The organism is Deinococcus planocerae (genome assembly GCF_002869765.1).
GTDB lineage: Bacteria > Deinococcota > Deinococci > Deinococcales > Deinococcaceae > Deinococcus > Deinococcus planocerae.
Map to the genome: position 1 here is coordinate 37,272 of NZ_PNOR01000022.1, position 26,889 is coordinate 64,160.

33 protein-coding genes and 1 riboswitch are annotated in these 26,889 nt (G+C 71.6%); of the genes, 14 read left to right on the forward strand and 19 right to left on the reverse strand.

The window, feature by feature from the left end; translation table 11 throughout:
- The first annotated feature begins 33 nt into the window (after window positions 1-33).
- On the forward strand, window positions 34-438 hold the full coding sequence (locus tag A7B18_RS13500) for a hypothetical protein (protein ID WP_245872879.1): 405 nt from the start codon (window positions 34-36) through the stop codon (window positions 436-438).
- 127 nt (window positions 439-565) lie between these two features.
- Here the strand turns inward: A7B18_RS13500 and A7B18_RS13505 are convergent, their stop codons facing one another.
- The 3 genes from A7B18_RS13505 to A7B18_RS13515 are packed head-to-tail and all read right to left on the reverse strand — an operon-like array spanning window position 566 to window position 2,436.
- Window positions 566-1,240, reverse strand: a complete 675-nt coding sequence (locus A7B18_RS13505) for a hypothetical protein (protein ID WP_102127223.1) — start codon at window positions 1,238-1,240, stop codon at window positions 566-568.
- 33 nt (window positions 1,241-1,273) lie between these two features.
- Window positions 1,274-1,519, reverse strand: coding sequence for an antibiotic biosynthesis monooxygenase family protein (locus tag A7B18_RS13510; protein ID WP_245872880.1), 246 nt, complete (start codon window positions 1,517-1,519; stop codon window positions 1,274-1,276).
- Window positions 1,516-2,436 carry a peptidoglycan DD-metalloendopeptidase family protein gene (locus tag A7B18_RS13515; protein WP_245872881.1) on the reverse strand — a complete coding sequence of 307 codons (921 nt, stop codon included), beginning with the start codon at window positions 2,434-2,436 and terminating at the stop codon, window positions 1,516-1,518. Before A7B18_RS13515 ends, A7B18_RS13510 begins: the two co-directional genes overlap by 4 nt.
- 112 nt (window positions 2,437-2,548) lie before the next feature.
- Between A7B18_RS13515 and truA the strand changes: the two genes are divergently transcribed.
- Window positions 2,549-3,358, forward strand: coding sequence for a tRNA pseudouridine(38-40) synthase TruA (gene truA / locus A7B18_RS13520; RefSeq protein ID WP_102127225.1), 810 nt, complete (start codon window positions 2,549-2,551; stop codon window positions 3,356-3,358).
- Here truA and A7B18_RS13525 read toward each other — a convergent pair.
- From A7B18_RS13525 to A7B18_RS13555, 7 genes are all read right to left on the reverse strand, one after another.
- Window positions 3,331-4,146: a class I SAM-dependent methyltransferase gene (locus A7B18_RS13525; RefSeq protein ID WP_102127226.1), complete on the reverse strand. Its 816-nt coding sequence runs from the start codon at window positions 4,144-4,146 to the stop codon at window positions 3,331-3,333. The two genes, truA and A7B18_RS13525, sit on opposite strands and share 28 nt — an antisense overlap.
- Window positions 4,147-4,202: 56 nt before the next feature.
- The gene (locus A7B18_RS13530; RefSeq protein ID WP_102127227.1) at window positions 4,203-4,751 is read right to left on the reverse strand and encodes a hypothetical protein; all 549 of its coding nucleotides are present in this window, start codon (window positions 4,749-4,751) and stop codon (window positions 4,203-4,205) included.
- Window positions 4,752-4,818: 67 nt separating this feature from the next.
- A complete protein-coding gene (gene aguB, locus A7B18_RS13535) occupies window positions 4,819-5,703 on the reverse strand; it encodes an N-carbamoylputrescine amidase (RefSeq protein ID WP_102127228.1) in 885 nt (294 codons plus the stop codon).
- Window positions 5,696-6,889, reverse strand: a complete 1,194-nt coding sequence (locus A7B18_RS13540; protein WP_102127229.1) for a GNAT family N-acetyltransferase — start codon at window positions 6,887-6,889, stop codon at window positions 5,696-5,698. The genes aguB and A7B18_RS13540 overlap by 8 nt, the downstream gene beginning before the upstream one ends.
- Complete coding sequence (locus tag A7B18_RS13545) at window positions 6,874-8,025, reverse strand: agmatine deiminase family protein (protein WP_102127230.1); 1,152 nt, start codon at window positions 8,023-8,025, stop codon at window positions 6,874-6,876. The genes A7B18_RS13540 and A7B18_RS13545 overlap by 16 nt, the downstream gene beginning before the upstream one ends.
- A 53-nt stretch (window positions 8,026-8,078) precedes the next feature.
- Window positions 8,079-8,339, reverse strand: coding sequence for a hypothetical protein (locus tag A7B18_RS13550; protein ID WP_102127266.1), 261 nt, complete (start codon window positions 8,337-8,339; stop codon window positions 8,079-8,081).
- 93 nt (window positions 8,340-8,432) lie between these two features.
- Window positions 8,433-9,821, reverse strand: coding sequence for a ribonuclease R family protein (locus A7B18_RS13555; protein WP_102127231.1), 1,389 nt, complete (start codon window positions 9,819-9,821; stop codon window positions 8,433-8,435).
- Window positions 9,822-10,019: 198 nt separating this feature from the next.
- Here A7B18_RS13555 and A7B18_RS13560 point away from each other — a divergent pair, with 198 nt between their 5' ends.
- The 3 genes from A7B18_RS13560 to A7B18_RS13570 all read left to right on the forward strand — a co-directional run bounded on the left by A7B18_RS13560 (window position 10,020) and on the right by A7B18_RS13570 (window position 12,010).
- Window positions 10,020-10,895: a DUF4097 family beta strand repeat-containing protein gene (locus A7B18_RS13560; RefSeq protein ID WP_102127232.1), complete on the forward strand. Its 876-nt coding sequence runs from the start codon at window positions 10,020-10,022 to the stop codon at window positions 10,893-10,895.
- Window positions 10,896-10,908: 13 nt separating this feature from the next.
- Window positions 10,909-11,568 (forward strand): hypothetical protein, encoded by a 660-nt coding sequence (locus A7B18_RS13565; RefSeq protein WP_102127233.1) that lies wholly within the window; start codon window positions 10,909-10,911, stop codon window positions 11,566-11,568.
- 85 nt (window positions 11,569-11,653) lie between these two features.
- Window positions 11,654-12,010, forward strand: a complete 357-nt coding sequence (locus A7B18_RS13570; RefSeq protein ID WP_102127234.1) for a DUF2089 domain-containing protein — start codon at window positions 11,654-11,656, stop codon at window positions 12,008-12,010.
- Between the two features lie 54 nt (window positions 12,011-12,064).
- Here A7B18_RS13570 and A7B18_RS13575 read toward each other — a convergent pair whose 3' ends face one another.
- The 3 genes from A7B18_RS13575 to A7B18_RS13585 are packed head-to-tail and all read right to left on the reverse strand — an operon-like array spanning window position 12,065 to window position 13,864.
- Entirely contained in the window at window positions 12,065-12,625 is a 561-nt protein-coding gene (locus A7B18_RS13575; RefSeq protein ID WP_102127235.1) for a Uma2 family endonuclease, read from the reverse strand.
- Window positions 12,622-13,167 carry a GNAT family N-acetyltransferase gene (locus tag A7B18_RS13580; RefSeq protein ID WP_102127236.1) on the reverse strand — a complete coding sequence of 182 codons (546 nt, stop codon included), beginning with the start codon at window positions 13,165-13,167 and terminating at the stop codon, window positions 12,622-12,624. The genes A7B18_RS13575 and A7B18_RS13580 overlap by 4 nt, the downstream gene beginning before the upstream one ends.
- A 16-nt stretch (window positions 13,168-13,183) precedes the next feature.
- Window positions 13,184-13,864 carry a flavin reductase family protein gene (locus A7B18_RS13585; RefSeq protein WP_102127237.1) on the reverse strand — a complete coding sequence of 227 codons (681 nt, stop codon included), beginning with the start codon at window positions 13,862-13,864 and terminating at the stop codon, window positions 13,184-13,186.
- Here A7B18_RS13585 and xseB point away from each other — a divergent pair.
- The 6 genes from xseB to A7B18_RS13615 all read left to right on the forward strand — a co-directional run bounded on the left by xseB (window position 13,863) and on the right by A7B18_RS13615 (window position 17,796).
- Window positions 13,863-14,174 carry an exodeoxyribonuclease VII small subunit gene (xseB, locus tag A7B18_RS13590; protein ID WP_102127238.1) on the forward strand — a complete coding sequence of 104 codons (312 nt, stop codon included), beginning with the start codon at window positions 13,863-13,865 and terminating at the stop codon, window positions 14,172-14,174. The two genes, A7B18_RS13585 and xseB, sit on opposite strands and share 2 nt — an antisense overlap.
- 25 nt (window positions 14,175-14,199) lie before the next feature.
- Complete coding sequence (locus A7B18_RS13595; protein ID WP_102127239.1) at window positions 14,200-14,832, forward strand: lysophospholipid acyltransferase family protein; 633 nt, start codon at window positions 14,200-14,202, stop codon at window positions 14,830-14,832.
- 17 nt (window positions 14,833-14,849) lie between these two features.
- Window positions 14,850-14,969, forward strand: a riboswitch (cobalamin riboswitch).
- Between the two features lie 208 nt (window positions 14,970-15,177).
- Window positions 15,178-16,203 (forward strand): FecCD family ABC transporter permease, encoded by a 1,026-nt coding sequence (locus A7B18_RS13600; protein WP_102127240.1) that lies wholly within the window; start codon window positions 15,178-15,180, stop codon window positions 16,201-16,203.
- Window positions 16,204-16,288: 85 nt separating this feature from the next.
- The gene (locus A7B18_RS13605; protein ID WP_425430333.1) at window positions 16,289-17,014 is read left to right on the forward strand and encodes an ABC transporter ATP-binding protein; all 726 of its coding nucleotides are present in this window, start codon (window positions 16,289-16,291) and stop codon (window positions 17,012-17,014) included.
- A gap of 6 nt (window positions 17,015-17,020) precedes the next feature.
- Window positions 17,021-17,362, forward strand: a complete 342-nt coding sequence (locus A7B18_RS13610) for a (2Fe-2S) ferredoxin domain-containing protein (RefSeq protein ID WP_102127241.1) — start codon at window positions 17,021-17,023, stop codon at window positions 17,360-17,362.
- Window positions 17,363-17,463: 101 nt separating this feature from the next.
- Window positions 17,464-17,796, forward strand: coding sequence for a hypothetical protein (locus tag A7B18_RS13615; protein ID WP_245872883.1), 333 nt, complete (start codon window positions 17,464-17,466; stop codon window positions 17,794-17,796).
- Between the two features lie 46 nt (window positions 17,797-17,842).
- Here A7B18_RS13615 and A7B18_RS13620 read toward each other — a convergent pair whose 3' ends face one another.
- The 4 genes from A7B18_RS13620 to A7B18_RS13635 all read right to left on the reverse strand — a co-directional run bounded on the left by A7B18_RS13620 (window position 17,843) and on the right by A7B18_RS13635 (window position 22,591).
- Entirely contained in the window at window positions 17,843-18,148 is a 306-nt protein-coding gene (locus A7B18_RS13620; protein ID WP_102127243.1) for a hypothetical protein, read from the reverse strand.
- Entirely contained in the window at window positions 18,139-18,495 is a 357-nt protein-coding gene (locus A7B18_RS13625) for a hypothetical protein (RefSeq protein WP_102127244.1), read from the reverse strand. Before A7B18_RS13625 ends, A7B18_RS13620 begins: the two co-directional genes overlap by 10 nt.
- A gap of 205 nt (window positions 18,496-18,700) precedes the next feature.
- Window positions 18,701-20,551: an SBBP repeat-containing protein gene (locus A7B18_RS13630; RefSeq protein ID WP_102127245.1), complete on the reverse strand. Its 1,851-nt coding sequence runs from the start codon at window positions 20,549-20,551 to the stop codon at window positions 18,701-18,703.
- A gap of 432 nt (window positions 20,552-20,983) precedes the next feature.
- Entirely contained in the window at window positions 20,984-22,591 is a 1,608-nt protein-coding gene (locus A7B18_RS13635) for an HRDC domain-containing protein (protein WP_102127268.1), read from the reverse strand.
- A gap of 131 nt (window positions 22,592-22,722) precedes the next feature.
- On the opposite strand from A7B18_RS13635, the gene A7B18_RS13640 reads away from it, so the two are divergent.
- Window positions 22,723-23,730: a hypothetical protein gene (locus A7B18_RS13640; protein WP_102127246.1), complete on the forward strand. Its 1,008-nt coding sequence runs from the start codon at window positions 22,723-22,725 to the stop codon at window positions 23,728-23,730.
- A gap of 39 nt (window positions 23,731-23,769) precedes the next feature.
- Here the strand turns inward: A7B18_RS13640 and A7B18_RS13645 are convergent, their stop codons facing one another.
- Both A7B18_RS13645 and mutY read right to left on the reverse strand, forming a co-directional pair.
- Entirely contained in the window at window positions 23,770-24,600 is an 831-nt protein-coding gene (locus A7B18_RS13645; protein ID WP_102127247.1) for an isoprenyl transferase, read from the reverse strand.
- A gap of 447 nt (window positions 24,601-25,047) precedes the next feature.
- A complete protein-coding gene (gene mutY / locus A7B18_RS13650; RefSeq protein ID WP_102127248.1) occupies window positions 25,048-26,085 on the reverse strand; it encodes an A/G-specific adenine glycosylase in 1,038 nt (345 codons plus the stop codon).
- Between the two features lie 108 nt (window positions 26,086-26,193).
- Between mutY and A7B18_RS13655 the strand changes: the two genes are divergently transcribed.
- Entirely contained in the window at window positions 26,194-26,511 is a 318-nt protein-coding gene (locus A7B18_RS13655) for a type II toxin-antitoxin system RelE/ParE family toxin (protein WP_102127249.1), read from the forward strand.
- Window positions 26,508-26,816: a NadS family protein gene (gene nadS / locus A7B18_RS13660; RefSeq protein ID WP_102127250.1), complete on the forward strand. Its 309-nt coding sequence runs from the start codon at window positions 26,508-26,510 to the stop codon at window positions 26,814-26,816. Before A7B18_RS13655 ends, nadS begins: the two co-directional genes overlap by 4 nt.
- The last annotated feature ends 73 nt before the right edge of the window (window positions 26,817-26,889 follow it).

Here is a 26,889-nt window from a genome sequence, read left to right on the forward strand (position 1 = left end):
CTCTGAAGGAAGGCTCCCCCTAGGGTGGGCGGGATGAACGGGTCGCCTGAGGGTTCCAAGTGGGGGCGCGTGGCCGTCCTCCTGAGCACGCTGGGGGCCTCGGGGTGGGTGGGGGCCACGCCCCTGCGCCTCGACGGCCTGCTGGCCGTCAACGACGCCCCCTCACCGTGTCAGGGGGTGCGGGTCAGGGTCTTCGAGGGAAGCCGCCTGCGGAGCGAGGCCACGGTGCTGCCGAGCGGCGAGGTCAAACCGGTCGGGGCCGCGGCCAAGGCGCCCCGTTTCGAGAAGGGCCGCGCGTACAACCTCCAGGCCACCTGCGTCAGCGCGTCGGGCACCTTCCAGAATTCTGAGCTGTCCTTCAGGGCCGAGGGCCGGACCGTGATGGTCGTCTTCACCAAGGCGGGGTTTCAGTTCCGGCGCGGGGGCCTCGGCTACTGAGCCCCGGGGGTGCGGGTCGCGCGGGGCCCCCCACGGTGAGATGAGCGCCGCCGTGCGGGCCGTAAGGATCGGCGTGGCGCCGGTCAGGCCGAGGCGCACGGCCCGCGACCTGCGGGTGGAGGTGGGGTCAGGGCCGCGCCGCCCGGCACCGGGCGTTGATCTCCTCGGCGCGCCGGAGCGCCTCGGCGAGCGGGGGCACGTCGTAGCGAGCACGCTCCTCGTCGGTGGTGGCGGGGTCGTAGGGTTCGAGTTCGAAATTGCAGCCCGGGTCCGCGCCGCCCGTGCCCACACTCCGGTACTGGGTGCCGTACCGCTGGGGAAGACCCAGGCTGCGCTGCCAGCGGTCGAAGGTGGCGGCGAAGATCCAGCGGGCCTCGCGGGAGCCGCGCCGGATCGCCTGCTCGGCGAGCAGGTTCGCCAGGCGGTAGTGCTCGGGGCAGTCGCCGTGCTGGAAAAGGTAGGCCGCCGCCAGGTGGTCCTGGCCCGTGGACAGTCGCCCAGCTCTCAGCAGGGCGAGGGCCTGCGCGCGCCGCTCGGCGTCCTCACGGGAGACACGCTCCCAGGCGATCCGTTCGAGCGGCACCCGCCGCGCGGCCTGATCGGCGGCGAAGAGGGTCTGCACCTGCGCGGACGCCGCCGGGTCGGGCCGGAAGCCGAACAGGACGGTCCCGATGGGTGGCGTGCAGCCACCCCCACCCAACGTCACCTGAACGGGCGATGGCGTGCCCCCACCTGCGTGCGCGCCGCAGGAGAGGGCGACGCCCAGGGCGAGAACGAGCGAGATGGTCCGGAAAAGCCGCATGGTTTCCCCATTCTAGGAGCAGCCTCCAGACCTTCACCGCCGGTCCAGCACCCCGAACTCCCATCCCCGCGCCCCCGCCGGAAGGGGCAGCGCGGGGACCTCCCCCGCCCAGCGGCTCGCCACGAGGACGAGGCCCGGCTGCCCCGGGCTCCCCAGCAGTTCGGCACCCACGAACCCCGGCAGGGCGGGAAGCGCGGCCAGGAACGCTTCCATCTGTTCCCGCGCCCCCTCGCCGCGGACCTCGGCGTAGTGGACGCGCAGGGGCGGCGCGGCGCTCACTCGTAGAGGGTGAGGGGGTCTTTGGGGTCCCAGCGCAGGTAGGTGCCGAAGTGGAGGTGGGTTCCCGTGGAGCGCCCGGTGTTGCCCACCCGCCCGACGGGCTCCCCGGCGGCGACCCGCTCCCCGGCGCGGACGAGGGTGGAACTCAGGTGCGCGTAGCGGGTGATCCAGCCGCCTTGGTGCTCCAGCACGACCGTCCAGCCCCAGCCGCGCTCGAAGTCGGCCCGCGACTCGATCACCCGGCCAGGGCGCGCGGCGAGGACGGGCGTGCCCTGCGGCGCGAGGATGTCCACCCCGTAGTGCATCTCGCGCTCGCCGCCGAGCACCCGCGGCCCGAAGTCGCTCGTGATCGCCTTGTACCCCGGCACGGGCCACCGCCACCCGTTTCTGGTGGGTGTGTCCGGCGCGGTGGAGTCGACCCGGATGGACGCCGTACGCACCGTCGCGCCGGGCGTGCGGTTGCCGGGGCGGGAAGCCGGGGGACCCGCCGCCACATTCCGGGCGGGAATACGGACCCTCGCCCCGGTCCACAGCGCCCGCCCGGCGTCCAGCTCCGGGTTGGCCCGCAGCAGTTGCGCGAGACTCAGGCCGTACCTGCGGGCGATGACGGTCAGGTTCTCGCCGCTCTTGACCCGGTGGGTGCTCTCCGGCACGGTGCGGCCAGGAAGGGTCAGGGTCTTGCCCGCCTGCACGTTGTTCGCGTCCCGCAGCCCCGGGTTGGCGGCCCTCAGCGCGGCCACGCTGACTCCGGCCCGCCGCGCGATGAGCGTCAGGTTGTCGCCGGGTTTCACCCGGTAGGTCGTCGCGGCGCTCGCCAGACCCGCGACCACCAGGGTCAGGGTGGCCAGACCCCGCCGGACGTGGGCACGCGGGGCCGCCTCACGCCTGGAGGAGCGCCGGATGAGAACGAAGTTCACAATCGCCACCATAACGGGGGGGTCATGAACTGCATGTGAAGAATCTCGCGCCGCGTGTGGGTTTCACCCCCAGGGCCGCGTGGCAAACCTCACAGGGCACTACCCTGCCCGCATGAGCGAGCGGCCCGCCTTCTCCCCCCCGCCGGGCTCCGCGCGCCTGCGGCTGACGTTGGCGTGGGACGGGTCGGCCTTTGCCGGGTGGCAGGCCCAGCACAACGCCCCCAGCGTGCAGGAGACGCTGCACGCGGCCTGCGCGCGGGTGGGGGGAGAGGGCGCCGCCCGCCCCGTCGCCGCCGGGCGCACCGACGCCGGGGTCCACGCCGACGCCATGCCCGCCCACCTCGACGTGCCCGTGGGCTTCCGCCTTCCCCCGGATCGGCTCGCCCGCGCCCTGAACGCGCACCTGCCGCCCACCGTCTCCGTGCTAGAGGCTTTCCCCGCGCCGGAGGGCTTCCACGCCCGGTTCTCCTGCACCGAGCGGCGCTACACGTACCGGCTCCTCGTCTCGCCGCAGCGTCACCCGCTGTGGGCGGGTCGGGCGCTTCACGTCCCAGGCCCCCTCGACGTGGAGGCGATGAACGGGGCCGCCTCCCATTTGATCGGCACCCACGACTTCGCCGCCTTCGCCACCCGGGAGGACCGCCAGACCGTGCGGGAGGTGCGCGCCCTGAGCGTCCGGCCCGGCTCCCCGGTCGTGGGCGGGCGGGTGTGGGAGGTCGAGGTCGCGGGCGAGAGCTTCCTGCGCCACATGGTGCGCGGGCTGGTCGGCACGCTGCTCCTCGTCGGGGGCGGCCAGCTCGGGCCGGAGGAGGTCTCGGGCATCCTGGCGGGCCGCCGCCGCGCGGACGCCGGGGCGAACGTGCCCGCCCACGGCCTGACCTTCACGGGGGCGAGCTACGCGGGGTTCGGCGGGGGCGAGTGACCCACGGCGAGGAGGTGGGCGCTGACGCCGAAAAGGGCGGGGTCCCGCTCCGTTCGGCGGATCACGTCGAGCAGCCGTTCCCGCCGTACCGGGTCCGCCCACAGCGCGTCGAAGTCGGGCACGACGTTCCCCAGCCCCTCCACGGCGTAGAGGTCCACTTCCTGAAAGCCCGCCGCCCCGACCTCCCGCCGCAACTCCTCGGGGCGGTGGCAGTAGGCGGTGGTGAACCAGCCGGGGGCAGAGGCCGGGGGCTGATGGACTCCTCCCTCCAGTGTCGCGTTTCTCATTGCCCGGAAGCGTTCGTCGGCGTCCATCCCCGCGAGGAGCCCGTCCACCGTGCTCGCCGTGCGGCTGATCGCCGCCGCGATGACCACCCCGCCCGGACGCAGACACCGACGCGCCTCGGTGAGGGCGAGCACCCGATCTCCCTCCCCCGTCAGGTGGTAGAGCGGCCCGAGCAGCAAAACGGCGTCCGCGCTCCCGTCCGGAAAGGGCAGTGCCCGCGCGTCCCCGAGCGTGGCGGAGGCGAGCCCGGCCAGCGCGGGGTCGGCCCGGACCCGCTCGATGTGCCCGGGCATCGCGTCGAGCAGGTGAACCGCGTGACCCTCCTCCAGCAGCGGGCGGGCGTAGGGTCCGGTGCCCCCGCCCACGTCGAGCACCGTGGCGGGCGGAGGCGGCAGGAAGCGCGCGAGGAGTTCCCGCGTCCGCTCGAACTCCAGCCGGTTGCTCCCGCGGGTCAGGCGGTCGTGCTCCCGGTCCTGCGCGTAGTACGCCGCGATCTCGTCCATGCCGCAGGGTAGGGGAGGGGCCGGCGGGACGCATCGGCCAGATGACGTGGATGGCCCTATCCCGCCCCGGCCACCCGGCGCAACCCGCCTTCCAAGGCTGGCATTGCCCCCAGCGCGGCCCGCAGCGCCTCCGTCTGCGCCCGCAGGTTGCCCAGCGCCAGCCGCCGCCGCTCGCCGTGCAGGAACTGCCGGGGCACCCGCTCGACCTTGGGCGGCGCCTCCTCCATACACCGCAGCAAGCGACCGAGCCCGGTACGCTGCCGCTCGACCTCGACCGCCACCCGCCGCAACCTCTCGCGGTCGGCGAGTTCCAGTGTTGCACCGTCCTCCGCCCGCTCCAGGATCGCCCGTGCCCCCGCCACCTCGCCCGTCAGCCCTTCGATGGTGGCCGCCCACGCGGGAAGGCCCTGCCCGGTCTGCCGCAGGATTTCCGCACTTACCGCCGACTCCGCAAAACCCCGCACGAGGCGGGGCAGGGCCGCAAAGGCCGTCTCCGCCTCTCCCTTCGCCGCGTTCAGGCGCGCGAAGCCCTCCAGCACCGACGAGGCCGCACGAAAAGTCTCCTCGCGGGCGGCGGTGAACTCCACGGGCGCGGCGTCGTCCATGCCCCGAGGCTAACAAAAGGGCGAGGGGGCGGGAACCCACAAGCTCCCGTCCCCTCACCTGACGCCCTCACCCCCGCCGCGTCACCCCGTCGCTCGTCAGGAGGGCGCCGTACAGGTCGGGGCGGCGGTCGCGGAAAAAGCCCATCCCCGCGCGGAACCGCCGGGCCTCGGCGAGGTGGAGGGGGTGGGTCAGCGCCCCTTCCTCCTCCTCGCCGAACTCGGCCACGAGCTCGCCCGTGTAGTCGGTGATGAAGGAGTGCCCGTAGTACGTCTGGGTCACGTCCCCGATGCGCTCGGTGCCGATGCGGTTGGATGAGCCCACGTAGGTCGAGTTGCTGACCGCGTGGCCCACCATCGCCCGCTGCCACATCTGGTAGGTATTCGGGCTCTCGACCTCGGCAGGCTCCGAGCCGATGGCGGTCGGGTAGAGCAGGAAGTCGGCCCCCTGGAGCATCATCACCCGGGCGGTTTCCGGGTACCACTGGTCCCAGCAGATGCCCACGCCGACGCGCCCGAAGCGGGTGGGCCACACCTTGAAGCCGGTGTCGCCGGGGTTGAAGTAGTACTTCTCCTCGTAGCCGGGGCCGTCGGGGATGTGGGTCTTGCGGTAGTTGCCGAGCACGCTGCCGTCCGCGTCGATGCACACGAGCGAGTTGTAGTGCGCCTGCCCCGCCCGCTCGAAGTACGAGAGGGGCAGCACCACCCCGAGTTCGCGGGCGAGGTTCTGGAAGCGTCCCACGAAAGGGTGGCCCTCCAGCGGGTGCGCCAGCCCGAAGTAGTCCTCGCGCTCCACCTGGCAGAAATACAGGTTCTCGAAGAGTTCGGGCAGCAGCACGACCTGGGCTCCCTGCCGCGCGGCGTCGCGGACGTGGGCCTCGGCGCGGCTCACGTTGTCCTCCAGCCGGTCGGTCATGTGCATCTGGATCACGGCGAGGGTCACGGGGTCAGACATGGCTCTTCTCCTTGAGCTGCGGCTCCTGTGGACTCAGGCCGAGGCGGCGGGCCACCTCCCCGGCGGGACGGCGCAGGCCGCTGCGAACGTCGAGATACTCGCGGTAGACGGGATCGAAAGTGTGGGTCAGAACGGCCATCACCCCGTGGTGGTTGACCTCCAGCCCGGCGATCACGAAGCCCGTCCGCAGCTTGGGCACGAGGACGGCGCTGTTGGTGGTGTGGTGGTGGCTGCGGACCACGGTGTAGCCCTCGGCGCGGAAGGTTCCGAGTAGGGGCGGCAGCAGGCGGGTGTACAGCCCGCGCCCCCGGTGCCCCGGCAATAGGGCCGTGTTGCTCATATAGAGGGTGCGCTCGTCCCACCCCCGGGCGGAGTGCCAGCCCACCACCTCGCCGCCATGCGCGATCAGCCACGCGAAGGTCGGCACACCAGGCCGGGGCAGCCTCGGCACCTCGCCCCAGTCGAAGGTCGCCGTGTCGTAGGCCGCGTGCTCCAACTGCGCGTACACTTCCCGGTAAATCTCGTTGGAGACGGGGTGGACCGTATATCCGTCCCCAAGGTCGAAGGCGGGCTCGGTTCCGGCAGGAAGAGGCACGCTCACCGGCTGCCCCTCCGCCGCCCCCCCGGCCACGTCGCCGAGGCCCAGCCGCCGCGCCACCTCGCCCGACGCCTGCCGGAAGCCGCTGCGGACGTGCATCGCCTCCCGGTAGCCACCGTCCAGGCTCAGCGTCAGCGCCACGTTCACCCCGCCCTCGTACAGGCTCAGCCCCTGGAGGAAGAACCCGGCGCGCAGCTTGGGAACGATCACCCGGTTGTTGGTCGCGCGGTGGCGACTGGTCACGAGGGGATAGCCCGCCTCGCGGAAGGCGTCGAGGAGGTGCGGCAGCAGCCGGGTATAGAGCCCTTTCCCCTGATATTCCGGCAGAATCCCGGTGTCCGCCATCTCCACCGTCCGCTCGTCTTTCTGGTGGGCGTGGTGCCAGCCGATCAGCTCGTCGCCGTGGTAGACGCCCCACTGGAAGCTCTCACCCAGGGGGGGCGGCGCCTTCCTCGGCGGGTCGAAAGCGTACAGCGAGTTCCCGCCGAAGATGCGATCCTCCAGCCGCTTGCAGGCGTCGCGGTACGCCTCCAGGCTGATCCTGCGCGCCTCGTATCCGTCCCCGAGCCCGATTACCCGCCCGTCCACGGCTCCCCCACCGGCTGCTGCTGGGTCATGCAGTGGAAGCTTCCGCCGCCCTCAATGATGGAGCGGCTGCTCAGCCCGATGACCTCGCGCCCGGGGAAGAGGGGACGCAGCACCTCCAGCGCCCGCTCGTCGTTGGGGTCCCCGTACTGAGGCACGACGACGAAGCCGTTCCCGACGTAGAAGTTCGCGTAGGTGGGCGGCAGGCGACCCTCCGCGCCCTCCAGCCGCCTCACCGGGAGGGGCAGCTCCACGATGCGGAAGGGCCGCCCCTGGGCGTCCGTCATCGCCCGCAGGTCCGCGAGGTTCTTCGCCATGACGGGGTGGTTGGCGTCCGAGGGGTCCTCCGCCACGCTCGTCACGATGGTGCGCTCGTCGGTGAAGCGGGTGATGGTGTCGATGTGCCCGTCGGTGTGGTCGTTCTCCAGCCCGGCGTCGAGCCACAGCAGCTTCTCCACCCCGAGGGTGCCCCGCAGCAGGGCCGCGTACCCCTGCTCGGTCAGCCCCGGGTTGCGCGTGGGCGTCAGGAGGCACGAGCGGGTGGTCAGGCCCACGCCCGCGCCGTTGACCTCCAGGCCGCCGCCCTCCAGCACCTCGGGGCGGTCCCAGTGCCTCAGGCCGAGGAAGGCGGCGACGTGCTCCGGCACCTCGTCGTCCTGCTCCCAGCGGAACTTGCCGCCCCAGGCGTTGAATTTCCAGTTGATGAGGGAGAGTGAAGGTGGCTGAGCGGCGGGTGAGGGAGCTTGCGCCGACCCGTCCCCCGTCACCCGGTCCTCACGCGTCACAAAGATCGGCCCGTTGTCCCGAATCCACACGTCGTCGAGGGGGACGCGGTGGAAGGTCACGTCCACGTCCTCACCCAGCCGCCGCCTCGCGTCCCCTTCGCTCTCCTCGTCGCGCACGAGGAGGTGGACGGGCTCGAAGCGGGCAATCGTGCGCACCAGTTCCGCGAACTCGGCGCGCACGCCCTCCAGGTGGCCGAACCACAGCTCGTCGTCCCCCGGCCAGCTCATCCAGGTGGCGGCGTGGGGGGCCCACTCGGGCGGCATGGTCAAGCCCGACTCGCGCGGCGTGGGGTCTGCGGGCGTCAGGTGCGCGGCGGTGGGAGAGGCAGGGCGGGACGTGCTCACGGCGCGCATTGTCGCACCCACGGGTGGGGGGAAGGTGACGCGGGTGGCCCTGGGGTCGAGGCTCAGCCCAGCAACGACGAGTCGCCGGGGCAGGCGAGCGCGCGGAACCCCGCCGCCTTCTCGCCCAGGCCCATCTCGTCGTAGCAGGCGGCGAGCTTGAGGGCGAAAAACTCCACGGCGCGGCAGTCCTCGCGGCGCTCGGCGGCCTCCAGGCACACGCGGTAGTGCATCACGGCGAGGTGGTACTGCGCTCCCCCTGCTGCGTGTTCGGCCCGGCAATGGCTCATCCTGAGGGACACGATGTCGGTTGCCAACGCTTTCATGATCCCAAGTCTAAACATGCCTCCGACGACATGAATGAAAGGTGAATCCGATTTCCCGCCGTCCTCGGAGCCACCTCACGCTCTCCCCGGGGCTCAGACGGGGCGCACCCGGACCGTCAGCGCGGGCAGATTCACGTCGCCCAGCCGCACCTTGAGCGCCGTACCCACGGGCGCGGGCGTGCTCAGCGGCAGGTCGAGGGCGAGGTCCGGGATCAGCAGGGTCGCCTGCGGGCCGCGGCGGTCCACCACCACCGCCTCCCACTCGCGCCCCGGCTGCGCGGCGATGAAGCGCAGGGTGTGGTGGCGGCGGCTGAGGCGTTCGGCCTGCCGGGTGGCGTCCGCGTTCAGGCTCGCCTGCGCGACGCGGGCGGCGACCTCCTTGCCGCCCAGGGGCTCGCCGCCCGTCAGCGCCGCCCTGAGTTGCTGGTGAACCACGAGGTCGAGATATCGCCGCATCGGGCTTGTCGCCTGGGCATAGAGGTCGAGGCCCATTCCGTGATGGGGCCCCGGCGCGGGCTGGAAGCGGGTGCGGGCCAGCGTCTTGCGCCGCGCCCAGTGGGCGTTCAGGGAGTCGCCCCGCACGTCCCGCGTCGGCGCGTCCTGGGTGGCGAAGGGGAGGGGGAGGGCGTGGTCGTCCGCGTAGATCGCCGCCCCCCACCCCGCCAGCGTCATGCACTCCTGCACGACGGCGCGCATCTCGGGCTTGGGGAGGGGCGTCACGGCGGCACCCGCCTCGTCCGCCCGCACCCGCACCTCGGGGAGGTCGATGCTCAGGGCGCCTTCCGACTCGCGCAGCTCCCGGCTCGCGCGGGCCAGCCGGGCGAGGGTGGCGAAGGGTTCCTCGCCCGCCTCCAGCCGCGCCTGCGCCTCGGTGTACGTCAGCCGGGTGACCCGCACCCGAGTCAGTTGCACGTCCACCGCGTCCGCGTTCCCGTCCGCGTCGAGGTCGAGGCTGATCGAGAAGGCCGGGCTCGTCTCCGAGAGGCCCAGGCCCGCCTTCTCGACCAGGGCGTCGGGCAGCATCCCAATCGTCCGGTCGGGGAGGTAGAGGGTCGCCCCCCGCGCCCGCGCCTCCAGGTCGAGCGGGCTGTCGGGCGGGACGAGGGCCGCCACGTCCGCCACGTGGACCCACAGCCGGGTCAGGCCCCCCTCCAGCGGCTCGATGCCCACCGCGTCGTCCGGGTCGCGGTTGCCCTCGTCGTCGATGGCGAAGGTGGCGAGGTGGGTGAGGTCCAGCCGCTCCTCGTCGGGGAAGTCGGGCACCTCCAGCGTCACGGGCGTCAGCGCGGCCCCCAGTCGGTCGGCGTAAGGCGTCCGCGCCTCCGGCCACAGCCCCAGGCGCAGCAGCAGCGCGTGGGCGGCCTCGGGCGTCTCGGGTTGCCCCAGCTCACGCAGCGCGCGGGACTTCTCCTGCTTGCCGCGCGCCACCAGTTCCACCTCGGTGCGTTGCGCGGGCGTCAGGTCGGGGAGGGGTTGGGTCATGGGAGGCAGGATAGCGGGCCCGTCGCTTCAGACCGGGCGGGTTTTCGAGAATGTAAAGCCTAGCTTACCACGCCTCCGGCAAAGGAGACCATTGACCCTTCTGATTTCGCCTCTATCAGGGCCTGCTGCTCTAAGTATGGAAAGCGGTACTTGACATTCTATGCCTCAGGTGTTTCTATTCTCTCAAAGGAGGGGCGCATGAATGAGCACGCGAACGAGAGTTTCCGCGCGCAGGTGGAGCGTCTGGTGGCCGAGGGCAAACTCACCCCCGAGGAGGCGGCGGGGCTGCTGGAGGGGGAGGAGCGGGGGGTGGCTCCCGCTCAGGAGGTCGCGGGCGTGGACGCGGCCCCAGGCGAGACGCCGCCCGACCTCGACCTGGAGGTGAACGGCTACAGCCTGACCGTGCTGCACGATGGGTCGGTGCCTCGGCCACAACTCAGCGCCAACCGTGAGGGCGGCGAGGTCATCCTCACGGCCACACCGAGCGGCTGGCGGGTGGCCCGCGCCCACCGACCTCAAGGGGGCTGGCCGGGCGGCCTCCCCGTCAAGGTCATCCTCAGCCTGCCCTTCACGCCCCGACACGTTCAGGCCCGAATCCACGGGGGGAACCTCCAACTCCCCGACCTGGCAGGTGAGGCCCGCGCCGACGTGCACGGTGGAAACGTCCACATGGGCCGCGCGGCGAGCCTGACGGCGAACGTTCACGGCGGCAACCTCAAGGCCGCCGAGATGGGCGGCCCGACCCACCTGAACATCCACGGCGGCGGGCTGAGCCTGGAAGGCGCGCGCACCCTGAATGCCAGCGTGCACGGCGGGAATCTGCGCTGGGCCGGTTGCCTGACGGGCGGGGACCACCGGGTCGAGGTGAACGCGGGCAACGTCAGCCTCACCCTCCTGCCCGGCAGCAGCGTCCGCGTGGACGCCGAGGTGACGGTCGGGGGCTTCATGGCGAGCTTCCCCACCACGAAGAGCGGCGGCTTCATGAACGCGCGCCACACCGGGCAGGTCGGCGACGGGGCGGCCTCGCTCTCCTGCCGGGTCACCGCCGGGCAGCTTATGGTCAACACGGCGTGAGGGGGGAAGCGAGATGAAAGAGAAGGTCAAACGTCTGCTCGACCTCGTGCGCGCGGGGCGCCTGAGTCTGGAGGACGCCGCGCCTCTGCTCGCCGCCCTAAGCCCCCGCCTCGCGCTGACGGAGGCCGACCGCGAACTCGTCGCCTCGTTGCTCGCCCGCGAGGAGATGGAGACGGGTCAGGTCGCCGAGCATCTGCTGCTTTTACGCGGGGTGCGCGACGTTCCTCAACCGCCGCCGCCCCCCCGGGCCCCGGGCACGCTGGGTTCGGCAGAGTGGGTACGAACGGGTCCGCTGCCGCGCGGCGTGGACGGCTTCGTGGACCGCCTGACAGGAGGGATCGACACCATCATGGAACGAGTCGAAGACGGCCTGGACCGCACTGTCTGGGGTGGCGCTCCCCGCGCCGGGCGCGGCGCCTCAACCCCTCCCTCCGCCCGCATCCTGCGCGTACAGGTCGAGTCCTCGGAGGGCGACGAGTACACCGCCAACCTCCCCGTCAGCCTCGCGCCGCACCTGGGCAAGCTGATCCCCGCCCACGGCCTGCGGGCGCTGGAACGCGCGGGCCTGAGCGTCGAGGCGCTGCAACTCCTGATTGAGGCCGACCCCCCGCCCGGCGACCTGATCAATGCCGAGGACGGCGAGGGCAACAGCGTCAGGCTCAGCCTGAAGTGAGGCGGAAGGCCGAAGGCAGATGGCAAAAGGCTTTTTGGGTTCGCCTTAGACCTTCGGCCTTCCGCCATCTGCGTAGAGTGACCCCATGCCCCGCCCCCTGCCCCTGCCCTTTCCCGACGAGACGGAAGCCCCGCTCGTCATGGAGCTGCGTTTTCCCACGAGCGGCGTCACCGTGCGCGGCGTGTTCGAGCTCAACGAGTTCGCCACCCTGACGCCCGAGAACCTCGATTTCCTGCGCCTGTACATCCGGGTGCGCGGCAACCTCAAGGAGGTCGAGCGGGTGCTGGGCCTGAGCTACCCCACCGTGCGCGCCCGCTTCGATACCCTGCTGCGCGCCATCGGCTACGAGCCGGAAGCCGCCGACCCCCAGGCCGAGGTGCTGGCGAGCCTGGAACGCGGCGAGATCACCCCGGACGAGGCGGCCAGGAAGCTGCGGCGGTGAGGGGGACGCAGGAAGAAGCCCTCACCGCGTCCCGTGCACTGCCTCCCGCGTCCCTCACAGCACGCCCAGGTAAATCTCGTCCAGCGTGAGGCGGCGGCCCAGGCAGGGAATGTCGATGCTGCCGCTGCCGCTCAGGTCCTGCAACTCCCACCCGCCGTCCTGCCGACTGTAGGCGTACACGCGCCGCTCCCTCTGCTCCACGATCAGGTAGGTCTGGAGGGAGGGGATGGCGGTGTAGACGCCATATTTCCCGAAGCGGTCGTGGGCGGCGGTGCTTTGCGAGAGCACTTCCACAAGCAGGCAGGGGGAGGTCTCGGCGTCGTTGTCGCCGCTGTCCTGGTCACAGACGAGCATCACGTCGGGGTAGAAAAAAGACGTGCTGCCTTCCGTCCTCAGTTTCATGTCGTTCTGATAGAGGCGGCATCCGGCGCGAACGGCATCCAGGTACAGCACGCCAAAGACGTTGCCGCTGATCAGCGCGTGCGGGCGGCTTGCCCCCGCCTGCCCGTGCAGCGGATACACGAAGCCCCCCACGTACTCGCGCTTGTAGGGGCTTTTCTCCTCCGTTCGCAGGTACTCCTCCACGCTCATCGCTCGGGGGGCGGGGTCGCTCATGGCCCCATCGTAAGCCGCGCGAGGTCGTCCCACACCATCCACACCTCGCGCAGTTCGCCGCCGCTCGGCAGCGTCTCGGTCCTCTCGCCCGCCTCACGTCCGCCCAGGTGGGCGTAGTAGGCCCGGGTGGGGTTTTGGTCCAGCACCCACAGGGCCAGCGACCGGAAGCCCCGTTCCCGCAACTCGCGCGCCAGGGCCGAGACGAGCGCGCGGCCCACGCCACGCCCCTGCGCCAGCTTCAGCGCGTAGAGCGTGTACAGCTCCGCGTCGAAGCCGGGGTGCTCGCGTGCGGGGCCCCCCGAGGTGAAGGCGACGACCTCCCCCTCCCGCTCGGCGACGAGGACGACCTCGCCCGTCCCGGCGGCCAGGTGGCGGGTCCAGAAGCCTTCGCGGCGCTCGCGGGCCACCTCGCCCGTCGCCCGGGTCAGGAAGTCCTCCGGCATCAGGCCCGTGTACGTCTCCCGCCAGCTCGTGACGTGGACGTGGGCGATGCCCGGCGCGTCGGCGGGGACGGCGGGGCGGACGAGGAAGGGCAGGGTCATGGCCCAGGGTACGGGGTCAGTCGTCGGCCTGCACCTCGGCCTCTTTCTGCCGCTCCCGCCACGCGGCGTAGGTCAGGCGGTCGAGGGAAAAGGTGTCGCGCGTTCGGGTGTACGTCCCCCGCCCCCCCATCCGCCCCACCAGATCGAGCGCGGCGGTCTCGACGTGGTGACGTTCCAGGTTCTGCACCGCGTCCGCGCGCAGGTGCAGCCCCAGCACCTCGCCGAGGATGACGCGGGTGCGCCCGATCAGGACCGTCTGTACCTCCCGGCACTCCAGGCTCGCCGGGCTCTGCGCCACGCGCGGCACCCGCACGCGCACCCCGGGGGCGAGGGCCACCCCCAGCGTCTCGGGCTCGCCCTGCTCATACGGGAAGTCGGTGGCGGTCGCGTTCATCACGTGGGCGAGCCCCTCGCTCACGAGGTTGACCGTGAACTCGCCGCCCCGCCCGATGTTCAGGGCAGTGTCCTTCGGCGTGCCGTCCGCCCGGTCGCCGGGTCCGAAGGCCACGACCGCCGGGTCCGAGCCCATCAGGCCGAAAAAGGAATAGGGGGCGAGGTTGACGTGCCCGCCCCCTCCCAGGGTGCTCACCCAGGCGATGGGGCGCGGCACGACCACCCCGGCGACGAGCTTGTAGACCTCGGCAGGAGCGAGGGCCGAGAAGTCGAAGTGGAGGTGGGGGGCTCCGGAAGCGGTCATGGCCCAGGGTAGCGGCTCGGTGGCGGAACGCTATGCTCGGGGGGTGCCGGACGCTCAGCCGCTCACCTACCGCGAGGCCTACGCGCGGCTTTCCCGCATCGCCGCCGAGCTGGAGAGCGGGGACGCCGACCTCGACCGGGTGCTGCCGCTGCTGGAGGAGGCGAAGACCGCCTACGCCGCCTGCCGGGAACGCATCGAGGCGGTGCGGGCGGTGCTGGCCGGGGAGTGGGCGACCACCGAGCCGGACGTGGACGAGGACGACGAGGCGGACGATCCCCCCGGGGACGACCCGGACGCCGATCCCTACTGACGGGCGCTCGGCGTATGCTCGCCCCATGAGCGACGCCCGCCCCTCCGCCGCGCCTCCCGCCGAAACGCTCCGGGCCCCCAGGGTCAATCCGCTCGTGTACCGCCTCGTGGTGACCGTCACGACGCTGCCGATCTTCCTGCGGGGTCAGAGCATCGAAGTCCACGGGCGCGAGAACGTCCCGCCGCCCGGCACGCCGCTGATCGTCGCCGGGAACCACCGCACGGGCTTCGACCCCTTCCTGATCGCGCGCAGCCTGCCGCCGGGCCGTTACCTGCAATTCATGGCGAAAAAAGAACTCTTCGTCCCGGTCATCGGCCCAATCATCCGCGCGGGCGGGTCCTTCCCGGTGGACCGCAGCGCGAACGACCTGGGGGCGGTGCGGACCAGCCTGCGCGTCCTCCAGGGGGGCGGGACCCTGGGCATCTTCCCCGAGGGCACGCGCGGCGGGGGCGAGTTGCAGGGCGGCGTGGCCCTCCTCGCGCTCAAGGGCAAATCTCCCGTGCTCCCCGTGGGTCTGAGCCGGGTAGGCCGGCGCTGGATCGTCCGCTTCGGTGAACCCATCGAGCCCACCGGGGGCATCAAGGCCCTGACCGCCCTGATCGGCGAGCGCATCGCCGCCCTCGCCGAGCCGGTGGAGGGGGGCGTCCGGTCACGGTGAGGGAGGCCGGGCCGGGGCTATAGTGGCCCGCGACGGGCGTGGGGGAAGCCGGTGGAATTCCGGCACTGTCGCGCAACGGTAAGGGTGCTCTTGTGGGGGTCCCGAGTCCGAACACCCGCCCCGTCCGGGCCGAAGCTCCCCGACCGGAGCGGCCCGTGCCCCGACCTCTCGCGGACTGGAGGAAAGCGCCGGGTTCCTTGCATCCTTGCAGTCGAGCCCTGGACGTGCCCCCTCCGCCGCCTCCCTTCACCGGGGGCGGTGCTGCTTTGGCCGCGCGGGGAGGAGGAACGAGACCCATGCTCCCACCCCCGACCCTCCACCCCCTCTCTGGCCCACCGGGGCGCGATGAGCCTTGAACGAGAGGGCCGCGCGCCCGCCCTTCCCGCCGCCCGGCCCCGGGTCTTCGGGGGCACCTTCGCGCTCGTGGCCGGTCTCCTCGCGGTCGTCGTGCTCGCGGTGGGGCTGGGGAGCGTCTATATCCCACCCGGCGAGGTGATTGGGGCCCTGTGGCGCGGGCTGAGCGGCGCCGAACTCGCCGGGAGCGACGTGATCGTGTGGCAGCTCCGATTGCCGCGCGTGGTGATGGCGGTGATCGTGGGCGCGTGCCTGGCGGTGTGCGGCGGGGCCTTTCAGGGGGTCTTCCGCAACCCGCTCGCCGACCCCTACCTTCTCGGCGCGGCGAGCGGGGCGGCGCTGGGGGCGACGGTCGGGATCGTGGCGGGGTGGTCGCGTCCCGTCCTTCCCCTCGTCTCCCTTGCGGCGTCCCTCGCGGCGGTCGGGCTGACGCTCGCCCTCGCGCGGGAGGGGCGGCGCTTTCCCACCACCCGCCTGATCCTGGCGGGGGTGGTCGTGGGGAGCGTCCTGAGTGCCTTCACCACCTTCCTGATCCTGCGCGGCGAGGACAGAGCAAGGCAGGTGCTCGCCTACACCCTGGGCGACCTGGGCTTCAGCGGCTGGCGCGACGTGGGAACGGTGCTGCCCTACGCGGTGATCGGGTGCGGCGTGCTCGTGGGGCTGGGCCGCGCGCTCGACACCCTGCAACTCGGCGACCTGACCGCGCGCAGCCTGGGGGTGCCGGTGGAGCGGCTGCGATTGATCGTCGTGATCGCCGCGAGCGTGGCGACCGCCGCCGCCGTCGCGTACGTGGGGATCATCGGCTTCGTGGGACTTATCGTGCCGCACGTCGCCCGGCTGGTGTGGGGATCGGGGCACCGGGTCCTGCTGCCCGTCTCCGCGCTGCTGGGAGGCGCGCTGCTCGTTCTCGCCGACCTGCTGGCACGCACGACGGTCCTCTCGCAGGTCGGCGTGGTGACGACGCTGCTGGGGGGGCCGTTCTTCCTGTGGCTGCTGCGGCGGGGTGGGCGTGAGTAGGGCGGTCGGCGGTCAGCCGTCAGCCGTCGGCGTGGACACGTTGGAGGCGCGGGAGCTGCACGTGCGGGCGGGAACGCACCCGGCGGTGCGGGGGGTGAGTGCGGCGTTCCGGGCCGGGGAGTTCGCCGCCGTGATCGGGCCGAACGGGGCGGGGAAGAGTACGCTGCTGCGGGCACTGCTGGGGCTGAGCCGTCCGGAGGCGGGGGAGGTGCGGCTCTCGGGCCGTCCGCTGGCGGGGTGGTCCCGGGCGGAGCGGGCCCGGACGCTCGCCTACCTCGCGCAGGGGGAGGAGCTGCCCCTGGAGGCCCGAGTCCGCGACGTGGTGGCCCTCGGACGCGGGGCGGGCGCCTGGAAGTGGGGCCTGATCCCCACCCGGCCCTGGACCCAGGCCGACGAGGACGCGGTGACCGCGGCGCTGGAACGCACCGACACCCGGCGTTTCGAGGACCGCCGCGTCCGCGAGCTGTCGGGCGGGGAGCGGCAGCGGGTCTCCCTGGCCCGGGCCCTGGCCGCCGGGCCCCGGTTCCTGCTCCTCGACGAGCCCACCAACCACCTCGACCTCGCCTACGGGCTGGACCTCCTGCGGCACCTGCGTTGCGAGGTCGCCGGGGGCCTGGGCGTGGTCGCCGTCCTGCACGACTTGGGCCTCGCCGCCCGCGCCGACCGCCTGCTGCTGCTCGCCGGGGGCCGGGTGCTCGCGCAGGGCCCCCCCGAAGAAGTGCTCACCCCCGCCCACCTCCACGCCGCCTACGGGCTGCGGGCGAGGGTCGCGCGTGACGGGGAACGCCTGCTCGTCATCCCGGAGGACTGACCTACCTTGCCGCCGAAATACTTCGAGACCCGTGGGCACCTGCTCGTCTGCCAGGGCCCGAACTGCAAGGCCCGCGGCTCGGCGCTGCTGTACCGCGCCCTCTGGACCCACCTGGAGCGCCACTCGCTGGCCTACTACAAGACGGGCGGCAGCGTCCGCCTGACCGAGAGCGGCTGCCTGGGCGCGTGCAGCTTCGGCCCGGCCCTCTGTGTGTACCGCTCCCGACTGGGCCGACTGGAGGAGGGCTGGTACGCCGCCGCCGACCTCCCCCTCGCCTCGGCGGTGGCGCGGGCGGTGCAGGAAGAGGCGGAGTTGCCGGGAGAGCGGCGGTACGGGCCGGGCGAATGAAGCTTTGTCCCTGGAAGGCGGGTAAGCCTCACGCAGGCTGGGACAAAGGCCGGGCAGGGGGGGTGTAGAGAGGGGTCATGGAGCCGGTCAACCTCATCTCTGTGTCCGTGAAACGCCCCCGGTTGCGACCGTGGATCGACTTCGGCGGTTTCTTCGCCTTCTTCGGCATCTCGGGGGTGGACCACGACCGCGAGCAGCGTGTCCAGAGGCGTTTCGAGGAGGAGTTCTACCGCAACCGGGTGACCGCGACGCTCTCGGCCCGCGTCGCCCCCGGCACCTATGCCCTGGGCGGACTGCCGGAGGAGGCCAACCGCCTGGGCTGGACCGTCTTGCCGAGCGGAACGGCGACCACCCGCCTGAGCGACGACAGCCTCGCCAGCCTGCGGGCGTGGATGGAGCGGGGGTCACGGAAGGTCGAGCCCACGCCGCTGTAGGGGTGGGTCGGTCAGGGGCGAGGTGTCGGAGAATCCGCCGCTAAGTTTAGTTCTGAAGCAAGGAGAAGAGAAGGATTAGCTCACGGAAAAATTCGTAGAGCCAGTAAAGCGACAACACACCAAAGAAAATGGCCCAGCCCAACTTCCTCTGCTTCCAGAACCACAGGGTGCTGGGGATAGAGCCGATCAGGACCAGGACATGCAGCCCCATCTTTCCCAGAAGTTGGGAGGCTGTGGATGGGCCCCAGATGCTCAGGCTGAGAAACAACACGGCAGGCAAAATCACCACGACATATTGAAGAGAGGTCAAACCGCGCGGCTTGGTCACCCCCTGCTCTTCCGTCACCGCCACAGCCCGCCCACCCAGGCCAGCCCGAAGCACACGCCCGCTGCGATCAGGGCGACCAGCATGGGGGCGAGCGGCCACTGAATGCCCGGGGCAGCGCGGCCAAGCTTGCCCCGAGCGGTGGCCTCGGCTCCTGCCGTCCGCGACGCGCCGAGGGCCATCGCCCCGGCCAGGACGCACAGGGCGGTGCCCGCGAAGTTGAACCCGGCCAGCACGCTCGCCAGCCCGTTCCTGAACAGCAAGAGGCCGAGAAGGGCGCAGACGGCGCCGAAGCCCACCCCGTACAGCGCCCCGCGTTGGAGGAGGTCTCCCAGCGCGGCCCACCGATTCCGGGGTTCAGTTGAAGAGTTCATAGCTCGGGGTAAGCCTGTCGGACAGATTCGGTGCTTCCAGGCAGGGCCGATAGCCGAGCTGGTGAGGTTAAGGGGGCCCGTTCTCATCTCCTCCCCTGGCTGTCGCCCGGACGCTCTGGCCGGTGTGCGGGCGGCGAAGTGAAACCCCATGCCTTCCTTCTCGAAGGGGGCATGGGGCAACCTGTGGTCTCCAGGAAGGATGGGATCAGGGCGTGAGTTTGACGAGCAGGGCGTCGTCCATTCCGGCATTCGTCTGGCTGGTGAATGCTCCACCCGTGTACCCCGCCAGGTAGACGCTGCCATTCGTTCCCGCCGCCGCTCCCAGCACGGTATCGAAAGAAGACGTTCCCAGTTGCCGGGTTGCGAGCAGGTCCCCGTTCGCCCCGTATTTCAGCACGAAGATGTCTTGGGCGCCCGCGCTGCTCTGCCCCGGCAACGAAAGCGCCGTGATCCCACTGACAAAGGCGTTGCCCGCCGGGTCCACCGCGACATCCGTAATCTGCTGGGTCACGGCTCCGGGAATTCGTTCCTCGTCGGAGGGACCAAATTGCCGACTCCAGACGACAGGGCCGGAGGAGCCGAACTTTGCCAGGAAGTTGATGCCGCTCCCGACGTTGTCGCTTCCCTCCAGCGTGCCCGTCACATCCCCTCCGACATAGCTGTTGCCCTGGGCGTCCACGCCGATCTTGACATTGCTGATGAAGCCGCCCTCGCCCGTGGAGGGCCTCTTCGCCCCGAGTTGCTGGGTCCAGACCTCCTGCCCAGCCGACGTGTACTTCCGGACGAAGCCGTCCCTTCTCCCGGTCTGGGTCGAACCCGGGAAGGCCGTCGCCGTCACGCCGGCGATGTACACGTTGCCGCCCGCATCCACCGCCGCGTCCAGGGCCTCGCTCGCCACAATCTCCCGGAATGATCCGTCGCCGTTGGGGAAGTCGCGCTGCGCCGTCGCAAACTGCTGACTCCAGACCAGCTCCCCTGCCGGCGTGTACTTGCGAACGAAGGGGGCGGGTGACCCGGGGAGCGGGGGAGGACCGTCGTATCCCTGCTGCCCGGGGAGCAGCGCGCCGGAGTTGCCGACCACGTAGACGTTGCCGCTGTCGTCCACGCCAAGCCCCGCGATCAGGTCACGTTCCGCCGAGCCGAACTGCCGGGTCCAGACCAGGGTGCCGTCCGGGGCATACTTTTGCAGGACCACATCGGAGCCTCCGGAGGCGGTCTCACCGAAGAGGGTCCCCAGGACGTACGCGTTACCGCTTGGGTCGGCGCTCACTCCCTGAACAAGGACATCCGAACTGATCTGACGGGTCCACACTTCCGTGCCCTGGGCGCTGACCTTCCGCACGATGGGCTCGGGGCTGTTGCCCACCACGTAGCTCTCGCCGGTGGCCGTCACGGCAACGTCCCTGAGGAGGTCGTTACCTGCCGTGCCGAACTGGGAGACGAAGCTGGAGGGCTGGGTGGGGGGTGGCGGAGCAGGAGGCGTCGGCGTCTTCTCGACAGGCTCGATGGTCAGGTAGTCGACGATGGCGTTGCGGTCCCTGCTACGGCCCTCGTACAGGTCGTTGATGAACGACAGGTTGAACACCTGCCCCGGCTTCAGGTCGAAGTCCCCGAACTTCCGGTTGACATACGTCGCCGAGTCCAGCGTCGCCACCGCCAGCCGTCGTTGCCGCGCGTCGTTCAAATCGACGGTGGGCCAGCCCTTGTACTCCTCGCCCTTCCCCACGACCGAGACGGTGTAACGCCCGGCCTTGACGCTGCCCGGGACGACGAAACGTACGTTGTCGTTGGTGCCCAGCAGGATCACGGCCTTGCCGCCGGAGGCATTGGGATCGTTGATGATGCGGCCTCCGTTGCGCGGATCGGCGACGGTCTGCGGGGTGGTGAAGGCCTGGATGGTGCCGGCCTCAGCCTCGAACTGCATGTCGTTGAGAGCCCCAGCAGCGGGTGTGGAGGCCTGCTGGCTGCACGCGGCCAGCGCCAGGCTCAGCAGCAACAGGCCCGCATGGCGTACAGATAAGGTGGGAGTAAGGTGCTTGGATCGTTCCTCGGGCATACGTCCTCCTAGGTCGTGACGCGGGGCGTCATACCGACGACTTCAGGCTCGAATTGTCGCAAGTGGAGTCCACTCATCCTACACATCTTTTAAAAATTTCGCATTCATTGTTGAGTCAGAAGGCGGTCAGCTTCCCACCACCGCAACAGGAAGGAGTTGGGAAGACGTGAGGTCGAGCGGTTCCGGCTGCGACCTGCACAGGGAAGTTCCCTCTCCGACTCCCAGAGGAAGCGCACGCCGCGGCTCCCCGCTTCTGGTCGTGGACGGGCGCCGCCTGCCGAGGACGGTGATGGTCTGGCAGGCCGTGCTAGGGGAGGGTCGAGTGATGTCACGGAGCAAACTTCCGCGCTTACAGGCCAGGGTGAAGGGCAGAAGCGAGATCAGGGCCACGCCGTACTCGACCTGGCCCTGCACGATTGGCTGACCCCGCCCCTACCCCCGCACCACCTCCAGAATCTTTTCCCCGTACTTGCGCAGCCGCTCGGGACCCATGCCGCGCACGGCCCGCAGGTCGTCGAGGGTGTAGGGCACCCGGCGGGCGATCTCGGCCAGGGTGGCGTTGCTGGCGATGATGAAGCGGCTGACCTCCTGCCGCTTGGCCTCGGCGTTGCGCCACTCGCGCAGCCGGGCGTACACGGCGGCCTGCTCGTCGGTGAGGTTGGCCGCCGGATCGGGCGCGCCCCCCCCCGCCTCCGCCGTCGGCAGGTCGGGCGGCAGGTCGGGCAGGGTGGGGGTGGGCTCGGGCTCCGGCTCGGCGGCCCGGGTCGGCTCGGCCTCGGCGGGCGTCTCCTCCACCGCGTCCACCGTCACGTCTGGGGCGGCGAGGGGCGGCGTGGGTTCCAGCTCGGGGGCGTCGGGCCCCGCGCTCACGGGGGTGGGCAGGGGCGCGGGCGCCGGGGGCGGGCTGCTGAACACGATCTCCGGGGTCCACGGCGCCTCCTCAGGCGGGAGGGGCTCGGGCGCGTCGAAGGTCACCCGGTCGAGGCCCCGGGGCGCGTCGGCGCGGGGGACGTCGGGCTGCGGCTGGTCGGGCCGGGGGAGGTCGGCGCGGGCGGGGCGGTCGGGCCGGCCCCCCCGGTCACGCCGGAAGCGGTCGTCGCGTCGCGGCGGGGCCTCTTCCTGAACGGGCGCAGGGGGGGGGGGGTCCTGCGGCTCGTCCTGCCCGTCCATCTCCGGGGTGCCCTCCAGGTCTCGCACGAGGGGGATGGGGGCGTTGACCGGCTCCTGCACCTGGGGGGCGCGCAAGAGGGCGAGGGCCGTCTGCGCGTCCTGCAACCCGGGCGTGAAGATCACCCCGCCCTCGACGCTGCGGGTGGCGGCGAGCACCCCGCCGGGGAGGTGGGGGGTGTCGGGCGCCGCGTCGGGGGGCAGCAGCAGGGCGGTCGGGCCGAAGGGGAGCGCGCCCCCGCCCAGCCGCTCGGCGAGTTGGGCGGTCGTGCGGGCGGCGCGGGCGAGCCGCAGGGGCAACGTCGCCACGTCGCGCAGGGCGAGGGCCACGGTCAGGTCGGCGGGGGCGGGGGCCGCGGGGGCGGGCGCGCGGCCCGGGCCGAAGAGCAGCGCGAGGTGCCCGTCGCCGAAGCCGGTCAGCGTCACCGGGTCGCGGTAGACCACGTAGGCGGCGCCGCGCGAGGTCCAGCCTCCCCCCGGCGCGAGGGTGGCGTCCACGATCACGGGCACCCCGGCGCGCGCCGCCCGGCGCAGCAACCGGTCGTCGGGCTCGGCGAGCCACACGCCGCGCGCGCCCGTCCAGTCGGCGTCGAGCCCGGCGGCGGCGAGGCCCTGCCCGGCGAGGGCCGCGCGGTTCACGCCCAGCCGCTCGTCCACCCGCAGCACGCCGGGCCCCAGCAGCGCGGCGAGTTGCCGGGCGAGCGCGGCCTCGCCCGCCAGGGTCAGGCCCCAGTCGGCCCCCTCCAGCGCGGCGAGGGCGCCCGCGAGCCGGGTGTGGGGGTCGCCGCGCTCGGCGTGCAGGGCCACCAGCCGCGCGTCGGGCCGCGGGTCTGGGCGGGGCTGGGCGTACGGGGCGTCAGGCGAGTCGGTCATGGCGCCCATTGTGCCGCACGGGCGCCCGTCTCCCGCCCGCAGATGGGGAAGGGGTGAACGGGGGGGGGCAACGGGCCCGGCCCGCGCACCTGCGGCAACCTCCGCCCGCCGGGGAGCGTACCGTGGGGCGTATGCGAACCCTCCTGCTGACGGCCCTGCTGCTGAGCCTCCCCTCCGCGAGTGCCCAGGGCGGGGCGAGCCCGGCCACCCCGCCCGCCGTCTCCGCCCCCGCCGCGGGCACGGTGACCCTGAGCCTGAGCGCGCAGCCCGGCACGCTGGTCGAACTCGCCCAGACCACCGTCACGCGCCTGACCCTGGAGGACGTGCGGGTGACGGCCCCGGACGGCGGCACGGGCCCGAGCGAGGCGGAGCTGAACGAGCTGCGGCGTGGTCTTCAGGAGGCGTTGGCCCAGGCGGGCGCCCAGACCACTTCCGGCAAGGTCTTCTACCGGGTGCAGGAACGCGCCGCCGACGGCACCGTCACCCTGCTGAACACCGTGGTGACCGAGCCCCCCGGTCAGGGGCCCCTCTCCATCCGCCTCGTGCAGACGGTGGCCCCGGACGGCAGGGTGACGCTGACCCGCATCGAGAGCGACAACCCGCTCGTGCAGTCCGCCCTCTCCGGCCTGAGCCCCGAGGCGCTGCGGGCCCAGTCGGGTACGGGCGGGGACCTCACGGGCGTGTACGGGCAGGCCTTCGCGTCCGGGCAGACCGTCACCCGGACGAGCACGGTGGACGTGCAGGCCCTGCTGGGCAGCCTCCTGGGGTCCTTCGCCGCCGGGCTGGGGGGCGGGGAGAACCCGCTCGGGCAGGTGCAGGCGAGCCCCCTGACCGTCACCACGGCCACGACCTACCGGGGCGTGAACCCGGCAGGGCTCCACGTCTTCGACACCCGCACCACCACGGGCGCGTGGACGCTCGACTTCGGCGGCGCGCAGGCGGCGGGCCCGGGCCTGCGCCTCGAACTGCTGGAGGGTTCGCAGGGCGGCGGCCTGAGCCTCTACCGCCCCGACGGCCTCCCGGTGGGCAGCGCTCAAACCCAGGCCATGCGCCTGCGGGTCAGCCTGACCCAGCCCGGCGGCGAGCAGCTTCAGATGCTGGTCCGCCTCGACCAGACCGTCACCCTGCGTCCGCGCTGAGGAAGAGAGGGCTCGCCACGTTGGTGGGCAGGCCCCCTCCTATTTCCCGAATCTGCGGTCCCGCCCCTGGAAGTCGCGCAGGGCGCGCAGGAAGTCCACCCGGCGAAAGCCCGGCCAGTACACGTCGCAGAAGTAGTACTCGGAATACACGCTCTGCCACAGCATGAAGCCCGAAAGCCGGATCTCGCCGCTCGTGCGGATGATGAAGTCGGGGTCGGGAACGCCCGCCGTGTACAGGTGTGCGCTGATGTCCTCGGGCTTCAGCCTCTCGATCACGCCCGCCAGCGTCTCGCCCGCCGCCGCCTGGGCCGCGAGGTACTGCTTCACGGCGTCCACAATCTCCTCGCGGCCCCCGTACCCCACCGCGATATTCAGGAGCATCCCGTCGTATGAGGCGGTCTTTTCCTCCAGCTCGCGCAGGGCGTCGAGGACGTTCACTGGAAAATCGTGGTGCTGCCCGATGGCGCGCACGCGCACCCGGTTGGCGTGGATGCGCGGGTCGGTGGCGAGATTGAGGGCCTCGCGTTCCAGCAGCGCCAGGATATGCGCGAGTTCCTCGGGGGCGCGGCTCACGTTGTCGGTACTCAGCACCCAGATGGTCACGGCGGGAATGCCCAGCTCCAGGCACCACTGCAAGACCTCGTGTGCCTTGTCCGCCCCGAACGAATGCCCCAGATCGCGTTGCAAACCGCTCGCGCGGGCAAAGCGCCGGTTGCCGTCGAGAATCAGGCCGAGGTGCTGGGGCAATTTGCCGTGGTCCCGCACCGCCCGGGCGAGGCGTTGCTCGTAGCCCCACAACAGGGCGCCGCGCGCCGCGTCACGCGTTTTCTTGGCGGTACGCAGGGCGGCTTTGAGGGGCGGGCGGGTCATGACGGGCGTCAGTGTAGCGCCTGGGGGGGAGGGCGGCTTCCATCCAAAGGGGCAGGGAGAGGAGGGGCATGGCGTTACGGTGGGCGGCGCGGCGGAGGTAGAGGGGCAGGGGGAGCTTTCCGCTGCGCTCGGCAAGGACAAAGGGGCGGCGCGGGTGGACGGGTTCTCCTAAGTGCAAGGTGTGATCTTGTTGCGTCCCGTCTGCGTGCCCACCGTCTCGCTGCGCGAGCCGACGTGGTTGTGGGCCAGGAGCGTCCAGTCATGAGCACTCATGGGGCGTCCGGATTGACGTTTTAAAAAGCACAAGCCCTTAGCGCTTTTTGCCCCTCCCCCTTGAGGGGGGAGGCTGGGAGGGGGTGACCGTGCAGGGCAGCCAAACCCACTCGAAGTGTCCTGCTACTTCCCTCAAGCAAAGTCGGTAGGGCAAGCTGTCCCCCTTGGCCCCCTTCACGCCTCAGCGAACAGCGACCCCTCCCGCGCCCGCCACAGCCCCAGCGCCTTGTGATCCAGTCGGGAGAGGGCGGCGTCGGCGACGGGGGTACGCGCCGGGCCCCCCTGCCCCCCGTAGACGGTCAGCGTCACGAGCCTATGGGTCATCGTGTGGGTGACGGTACCCAGTTCGCCCGTCACCGTCGCCCCCAGCCGCGCGGCGAGGCGGGCCACTGCGTCCCATTCGGCCTCACCGTCCCCGACGACCTCGGTGGGCAGCCCCATCAACCCGCCCAGCAGGGTCCCCTCCCGCCGTTCGAGCACGGCCTCGCGGTCGTCGCCGAGGAGCAGGGCCACGGCACGAACCTCGCGGACGGCGGCGCGGACCCTGGGGGCGGGGAAGGAGGCGGGCTCCCCCGACGCGAAGGCCGCGCACCACGCGGAGACGGGGCACTCGTGGCAACGCGGGTTCTTGGGCGTGCAAATGGTCGCCCCCAGGTCCATCACCGCCTCGTTGAGGGCGCCGGGGCGGGCGGGGTCGAGCAGGTCGTCGGCCCGCGCCTGCACCCACGTTTCCGTCGGCTGCCGCTCGCCGTGGATCCGCGCGAGCACCCGCCGCACGTTGCCGTCGCTGACCGCCCTGGCCTCCCCGAAGGCCAGGCTGGCGACCGCCGCCGCCGTGTAGGGGCCCACGCCGGGCAAGGCCCGCCAGCCCTCGTGGGTCATCGGCATTCCCCCCCGCACGATCACGCCCGCCGCCCGGTGCAGGTTCCTGGCCCGCGCGTAGTAGCCGCAGCCCTCCCACGCCTTGAGAACGGCCTCGATGGGAGCGGCGGCCAGCGCCTCCACCGTCGGGAACGCCTCCAGAAAACGCTCGAAGTACACCCGCCCGCGCGCCACCTGGGTCTGCTGGAGCAGCACCTCGGACACCCACACCCGGTAGGGGTCGCGCCCGCCCTCCGGCCCCACACGCCACGGCAGGTCGCGTCCGGCGCGGTCGAACCAGCCCAGCAGCGCCGCGCGCACGGCGGGGAGGTCGGCGGGGGAGAGGGTCACGGGGGGAAGTGTAGACCGGTCAAGGTAGGGTGAAGGTACGGACGCTCCGATTTCTACAGTACGCCAATGGCGTATAGTAGGGGGTATAAGTCAGGCTGGGAACTCGGCATGGTGATTGTCGAAACGAGTGTGTTCACCCGCCTGATCCGTGACCTGATGGGCGAAAACGAGGACCGGGAACTCCAGAACATGCTCGTCGCCAACCCGGAAGTCGGCAAGGTCATCCGGGGAAGCGGCGGACTTTGCAAAACGCGCGTCAGCCACGACAACCTCGGCAAGAGCAAAGGGTTACGCTTGATCTATTACTATGCCGAGACCCAGCGACAGTTGCTCATGCTGTACATCTACCCGAAGTCTCAGGCCACGGACCTGACCCGAGCCCAGGTGGCGGTGCTCCGCCAGATCATCGAGGCGAACTACCCATGAACGAAGCCATGTTCGACGAGCTTGTCGCCAGCGTGAGGGAGGGGGGCGAGATTTTGAGCGGTCAGCGTGCCCCCTCGCGCGCCTTCGACTTTCAGCCGCTCGATGTCACCCGCATTCGGGAACGTCTGAGTCTCAGCCAGCCGAAATTCGCCGCCCTCCTCGGCATCAGTGTGGCGACGCTTCGCAACTGGGAGCAGGGCCGCCGCACCCCGGAAGGCCCCGCCCGGGTTCTTCTCAGTGTCGTGGACAAGCACCCCGAGGTGTTGCGTGACCTGAACCTCGGACCTTCTCAGGGTGGCTCGTAAGGAGGACTCCCGCGCCACCCTGCACAACACGTTCCGGCCTCCGACTCGGTTTGAAGTCGGAGGCCGGAGCAGT